Raw genomic sequence first — 6,111 nt, 5'->3', positions numbered from 1 at the left:
CTCCCCCTGCAAGCCTTCTTCCACCTTCCGCGAAATCCTTATCGAAATTGCTTCGTTCGCCTTTGCCGGCCGCGCCGCTAACGTGTTCAAAACGGCGGCGGCGCGCCGGATGCATCGCACGAAGCACGACAGCCGCCGCCATCACGACAACTGCGTCGCGATAACGGAACAGACCGGACGGGCCGCGTGCCCGCACCCCGCCAGGAACGTCCGCATCGCGCGCCATTCGCGATGCCCATGGCCACGAACGACCGCATCATCGACACGACGCCGCTCGACGTCCGCGCGCAGCCGCTGATCGACGCGCTGATCGACGAGTATTCGACCCGTTACAACGCGTACCGCCCCGACAGCCGCGCGTCGGCCCGCGACGAACTCGCGCGCTATCCGGCCGAACTGTTCGCGCCGCCCGAAGGCGCGTTCGTGCTGCTGCTGCGCGACGGCGAGACGATCGGCGGCGGCGCGTTCAAGCGCTACGACGCGCAGACCGCCGAACTGAAACGCATCTGGACGCGCGCCGACCTGCGCCGCCAGGGCCTCGCGCGACTCATCGTCGAAGCGCTCGAACTGCGCGCCGTGCAACAGGGCTACCGCCGCCTCTACCTGACCACCGGCTTTCGCCAGCCCGAAGCGTGGGCGCTATACGACCGCACCGGCTATACGCGGCTGTTCGATTCGTCGATCGACCCGGAAGCGTATTTCCACCTGCGTTTCGGCAAGGATCTCGTCGATCCGTCGCGCACGTCGACGCTGGCCGACCTGTGGGCGCCCGTGCCCGAACCGGTGCTGCCGCGCTGAGCGCGCGACATCCCGCCTTTCATCTCGCCCTTCCCGCTTTCAACGATTCCACGCTGCCACGACAGGACGTTTTCATGCATCGAGCCGTACCGCTTTCTTCCCGTGCCGTGCGCACGCTGGCCACCGCACTGATCGGCCTGAGCGCCATCGCGGCCGCGATGGCCGCGACCGCCGCGACGTTCGACCTGAGTCCCGAGCAGCGCGGCCGCCCACGTGGCGCGGCCGATGCGGCGGTCGAGCGCGCGGTGCCCGCGTCGTTCAAGTTCGCCGAGCCCGGCACGCTGACGATCGGCATCGCGCCGAGCCTGCCGCCGATCAGCTCGTATGCGACCGACGCGCGCACGGTGATCGGCTTCGATGCCGACGTCGGCCAGCTCGTGTCCGACAGTCTCGGCCGCAAGCTGAAGATCATCGCGCTCGCGTGGGCCGACTGGCCGCTGGCGCTCGAATCGGGGAAAGTCGACGCGGTGATCTCGAACGTGACCGTCACCGAGGAGCGCAAGCAGAAGTTCGATTTCTCGACCTACCGCAAGGACCAGGTCGGCTTCTACGTGCGCAACGACAGCAAGATCCAGGCGATCCGCGAGCCGAAGGACGTCGCGGGGCTGCGCATCGTGACCGACGCCGGCACCAACCAGGAAAAGATCCTGCTCGCGTGGGACCGCGAGAACGTCGCGCACGGGCTGAAACCGGTGCAGATCCAGTATTACGACGACCAGGCGATGCGCATCGTCGCCGTGCAGTCGGGCCGGGCGGACGCGGTGTTCAGCGTGAATTCGGTGCTCGCGTATCAAAGCGCGCAGCAAGGCAAGACGCGGCTCGTCGGCGCGATCAGCGGCGGCTGGCCGCGCACGGCCGACATCGCGATCGCCACGCGCCGCGGCAGCGGCCTCGCCGAGCCGCTGACCGTCGCGCTGAACGACCTGATCAAGAGCGGCCGCTACCAGCAGGTGCTCGACCGCTGGAACCTCGCGTCCGAAGCGATCGACCAGTCGCGCACGAATCCGCCCGGGCTGCCGAAAAGCTGAGCGCCGCGCGCGCCAGACCGTCCATCCACGCTCACGCAGGAACGCCGCTCACCATGTCTTATTCGCTCTCGTTGCTGGACAAGAGTCCGATCGCCGACGGCGCGAACGCCGCCGACGCACTGCGCTTCACCACGACGCTCGCGCGACGCGCCGAACAGCTCGGCTACGCGCGCTTCTGGGTCGCCGAGCATCACGGCACGCCGGGCTTCGCGAGTTCGGCGCCGGAGGTCGTCGTCGCGCACCTGCTCGCGCACACGTCACGCATCCGCATCGGCTCGGGCGGCGTGATGCTGCAGCACTACAGCCCGTTCAAGGTCGCGGAAACCTTCAAGCTGCTGGCCGCGCTCGCGCCGGGCCGCGTCGATCTCGGCATCGGCAAGGCGCCGGGCGGGCTGCCGCTGACCACGCGTGCGCTGCAGTGGTTCCACGACAAGGCGCGCAAGCCCGATTTCGCGGGGCAGCTCGCGGAGCTCGACGCGTTTCTCGGCTGGGGCGTGGCCGAAGATCATCCGCTCGCCGGCGCGGTCGCGATGCCGGTGCCGCCGCAGTTGCCTGAACGCATCCTGCTCGGCGGCTCGCCGGACAGCGGCGCGCTCGCCGCGCGCCACGGCTGGCGCTTCTGCTACGCGGGCCATTTCAACGGCGACGATGCGAATCTCGAACGCTCGCTCGACGCCTACCGCGGCGCGGGCGGCGAGAAACCGCTCGTCGCGCTGTACGCGGTCGCCGCGCCGACGCGCGACGAGGCCGAACAACTGATCGGGCCGCTGAAGATCTTCAAGCTGCAGTTCGCGGGCGGCCAGAGCTTCAATCTCGGCAGCGCGCAGGCGGCCGCGGAATTCGCGCGGCAAAGCGGTGCATCCGACTACCGGATCGACGAGTTGCGCCCGACGGTACTGGCCGATACGCCCGAAGGCGTGCACCGCGCGCTCGACGCGCTGAGCCGGCGGCTCGACGTCGATGCGTTCGTGATCGATTCGCCGGTATCCGACTACGCGGCGCGGCTCGCGTCTGCCGAATGGCTCGGCGGCGCGCTGTCCACCACGCCGTTGCAGACGGCCCTCGCGGCCGATCGCTCCCTCTCCCCTGACCAGAACACGTGACATTCCCATCATGACGACCCGACGATCGATTCCCTTCGGCCTGATGCTGCAAGGCGCAGGCAGCCACATGAACGCGTGGCGGCATTCGAGCAACCCGCCCGACGCCAGCATCAACCTCGACTTCATGATCGGCGTCGCGCGCAAGGCGGAAGCCGCCGGCATCACGTTCGCGTTCGTCGCGGACGGCCTCTACATCAACGAGAAGTCGATCCCGCACTTCCTGAACCGCTTCGAGCCGCTGACCGTGCTGTCGGCGCTCGCGGTCGCGACGAAGAAGATCGGGCTCGCGGGCACGATCTCGACGTCGTACAGCGAGCCGTTCACGGTCGCGCGCCAGCTCGCGTCGCTCGACGCGATCAGCGGCGGGCGCGCGGGCTGGAACGTCGTGACGACGCCGCTCGAAGGCACCGCGAAGAATTTCGGCAAGACGCACCCGGACCACGAACTGCGCTACGAGATCGCCGACGAATACCTCGAGGTCGTGCAGGGCCTGTGGGACAGCTGGGACGACGATGCATTCGTGCGCGACCGCGCGACCGGCCGCTTCTTCGATCGCGACAAGCTGCATACGCTCGATCACCAGGGCCGCTTTTTCCAGGTCGCTGGCCCGCTGAACATCCAGCGCTCGCCGCAGGGGCAGCCGGTGATCTTCCAGGCCGGCTCGTCCGACACCGGCATCGGCCTCGCGGGCAAATACGCGGACGCCGTGTTCACGCATTCGCCGTCGATCGAGGAAACGGCCGCGTTCACGCAGCGCGTGAAACAGAGCGCGATCGAACACGGGCGGCAGGCCGGCGACGTGAAGATCTTCCCGGGCGTCGGGCCGATCGTCGGTCGCACGGCCGCCGAAGCGGAAGACAAATACCAGGCGATCCGCGACCTGCTGACGATCGACGAGGCGCTCGCGTACCTCGGCCGCTATTTCGATCACCACGATTTCACGCAGTACGCGCTCGATGCGCCGTTCCCGGAACTCGGCGAGCTCGGCCGCAACAGCTTCCGCTCGACCACCGACCGCATCAAGGCCGATGCGAAACGCAAGGGCCTGTCGCTGCGCGAAACCGCGCTCGCGGTCGCGACGCCGCGGCCGAACTTCATCGGCACGGCCGAACACGTCGCCGACGAACTGATCCGCTGGCACGACGCAGGCGCCGGCGACGGCTTCATCCTCGGTTTTCCGGTCCAGGCGCAGGGCGTCGACGATTTCATCGAACTCGTGATTCCGGTGCTCGAGGCGCGCGGCCGCTACAGCCGCGACCTGCCCGGCGCCACGCTGCGCGACCACCTCGGTCTGCCGCGCAAGGCGAGCCGCTACGCGACGCCCGGTGCCGCCCAGGAAACGGCCGCCGAAGCGCACGCCTGACGCCGCCGCGCCGCCCATGCACGGCGGCGCGCCCGCCGATCGATCGATTCGAGGATTCCAACGACATGAGCGACACGACCCACCTCGGCGGCGCGCTGCCGCCGCTCTCTTCCCCCGACGCACGCGAGGCCGGCACGCGTTTGCGGATCGTGCCCGCGCGCCACCGGTCGCGCACGGCCGGCACCGTGCTCGCGCTCGTGCTGATAGCGATCACGCTGTATTCGCTCCTCGGCAACCCGCAGTGGGGCTGGCCGGTGTTCGCCGAATGGTTCCTGTCGCCGCCGGTGCTATCGGGGCTCGCGCGCACGCTGGTGCTGACGCTGCTCGGCGCGGTGTTCGGCTTCGTGCTCGGCGCGTTCGTCGCGCTGGCCCGGTTGTCGCGCTCGCGCCTGCTATCCGCCAGCGCATGGACCTTCGTGTGGCTGTTCCGCTCGATTCCGCTGATCGTGCTGCTGCTGATCCTGAACAACCTCGGCTACCTGTACGAGCACGTGCGGCTCGGCGTGCCGTTCACCGACATCGTGTGGTTCGACACGCCGACCACCGACCTGATCAGCCCGTTCCTCGCGGCCGTGCTCGGCCTCACGCTGAACCACGCGGCGTTTTCCGCGGAGGTAATCCGCGGCGGCATTCTCGCGGTCGACCAAGGGCAGCTCGAAGCCGCCGCCGCGCTCGGGCTGCCGCGCGGCCGCCAGACGTCGCGGATCGTGCTGCCGCAGGCGATGCGCGCGATCCTGCCGACCGCATTCAACGACCTGATCTCGCTCGCGAAAGGCACGTCGATGGTGTACGTGCTCGCGATGCCCGAACTGTTCTACACGGTGCAGGTGATCTATCGCCGCAACCTCGAAGTGATTCCGCTGCTGATGGTCGCGACCGTCTGGTACCTGATCATCCTGACCGTGCTGTCCGCGATCCAGGTGCAGGTCGAGCGGCACTATGCACGCGGCGCGCTGCGCAATCCGCCGCCGTCGGTGGTCACGTTCGCGCTTGCGCGCCTCGGCGGGCTGTGGCGGCGTGTCGCGTCACGCCGTGCGGCGTCGAATGCGCAGGCCGCAGACGACACGCGCACCGATACCGCGGCCGCCGTGTCGCGTACCGGCGGCGAAGTGGCCGTGCATGGCGTGTCGAAGCAGTTCGGCATGCAGCGCGTGCTCGACAACGTGTCGTTCGTCGCGCCGCGCGGCAGCGTGACCGTGATCGTCGGCCCGTCCGGCTCCGGCAAGTCGACGCTGCTGCGCACGATCAACCATCTCGAACGCGTCGACGACGGTTTCATCGACATCGACGGCGAACTGATCGGCTATCGCCGCGACGGCGACGTGCTGCACGAACTGAGCGAACGCGACGTGCTGAAGCGGCGCACGGCCGTCGGCATGGTGTTCCAGAACTTCAACCTGTTCCCGCACCTGACGGTGCTCGAGAACCTGATCGAAGCGCCGATCGCCGTCGCCGGCGTGACGTGCGATGCGGCCGAGCACACCGCGCGCACGCTGCTCGCGCGGGTCGGCCTCGCGGATAAAGCCGATGCGTACCCGCGCCAGTTGTCCGGCGGCCAGCAGCAACGCGTCGCGATCGCGCGGGCGCTCGCGTTGCGTCCGAAGGTGCTGCTGTTCGACGAGCCGACGTCGGCGCTCGATCCGGAACTCGTCAACGAAGTGCTCGACGTGATCAAGGAACTCGCGCGCTCGGGCACGACGCTCGTGATCGTCACGCACGAAATCGGCTTCGCACGCGAAGTGGCGGACAACGTGCTGTTCATGGAACGCGGGCGCATCGTCGAGGCCGGGCCGCCCGCCGTCGTGCTCGACGCGCCGTC

The 6,111-nt window shown here is 68.8% G+C and carries 6 protein-coding genes; 5 read left to right on the top strand and 1 reads right to left on the bottom strand.

The genetic code is table 11. The features are described from left to right. On the bottom strand, positions 1 to 226 hold a 226-nt coding region (locus tag AP428_RS37475), incomplete at its 3' end, for a hypothetical protein (protein WP_231691701.1). Between the two features lie 11 nt (positions 227 to 237). On the opposite strand from AP428_RS37475, the gene AP428_RS20090 reads away from it, so the two are divergent. The 5 genes from AP428_RS20090 to AP428_RS35540 form a co-directional block, all read left to right on the top strand. Beyond that, a complete protein-coding gene (locus AP428_RS20090) occupies positions 238 to 798 on the top strand; it encodes a GNAT family N-acetyltransferase (protein ID WP_041489392.1) in 561 nt (186 codons plus the stop codon). Positions 799 to 872: 74 nt separating this feature from the next. After that, a complete protein-coding gene (locus AP428_RS20085; RefSeq protein ID WP_011694741.1) occupies positions 873 to 1,826 on the top strand; it encodes an ABC transporter substrate-binding protein in 954 nt (317 codons plus the stop codon). A 53-nt stretch (positions 1,827 to 1,879) separates the two neighbouring features. After that, a complete protein-coding gene (locus AP428_RS20080) occupies positions 1,880 to 2,929 on the top strand; it encodes an LLM class flavin-dependent oxidoreductase (RefSeq protein WP_011694742.1) in 1,050 nt (349 codons plus the stop codon). A 10-nt stretch (positions 2,930 to 2,939) separates the two neighbouring features. Then, positions 2,940 to 4,292, top strand: a complete 1,353-nt coding sequence (locus tag AP428_RS20075; protein WP_011694743.1) for an LLM class flavin-dependent oxidoreductase — start codon at positions 2,940 to 2,942, stop codon at positions 4,290 to 4,292. Between the two features lie 65 nt (positions 4,293 to 4,357). Then, on the top strand, positions 4,358 to 6,111 hold a 1,754-nt coding region (locus tag AP428_RS35540; RefSeq protein ID WP_082409400.1), incomplete at its 3' end, for an amino acid ABC transporter permease/ATP-binding protein.

Source organism: Burkholderia sp. E168m22, from assembly GCF_001319805.1.
GTDB lineage: Bacteria > Pseudomonadota > Gammaproteobacteria > Burkholderiales > Burkholderiaceae > Burkholderia > Burkholderia orbicola.
This window is presented reverse-complemented; position numbering and strand designations above follow the sequence as displayed.

Excerpts from the sequence above, each read along its gene's own strand:
- AP428_RS20090 (WP_041489392.1), top strand. The coding sequence starts at position 238 with ATGGCCACGAACGACCGCATCATCGACACGACGCCGCTCGACGTCCGC.
- AP428_RS20080 (WP_011694742.1), top strand. The coding sequence starts at position 1,880 with ATGTCTTATTCGCTCTCGTTGCTGGACAAGAGTCCGATCGCCGACGGC.
- AP428_RS20075 (WP_011694743.1), top strand. The coding sequence starts at position 2,940 with ATGACGACCCGACGATCGATTCCCTTCGGCCTGATGCTGCAAGGCGCA.
- AP428_RS20085 (WP_011694741.1), top strand. The coding sequence starts at position 873 with ATGCATCGAGCCGTACCGCTTTCTTCCCGTGCCGTGCGCACGCTGGCC.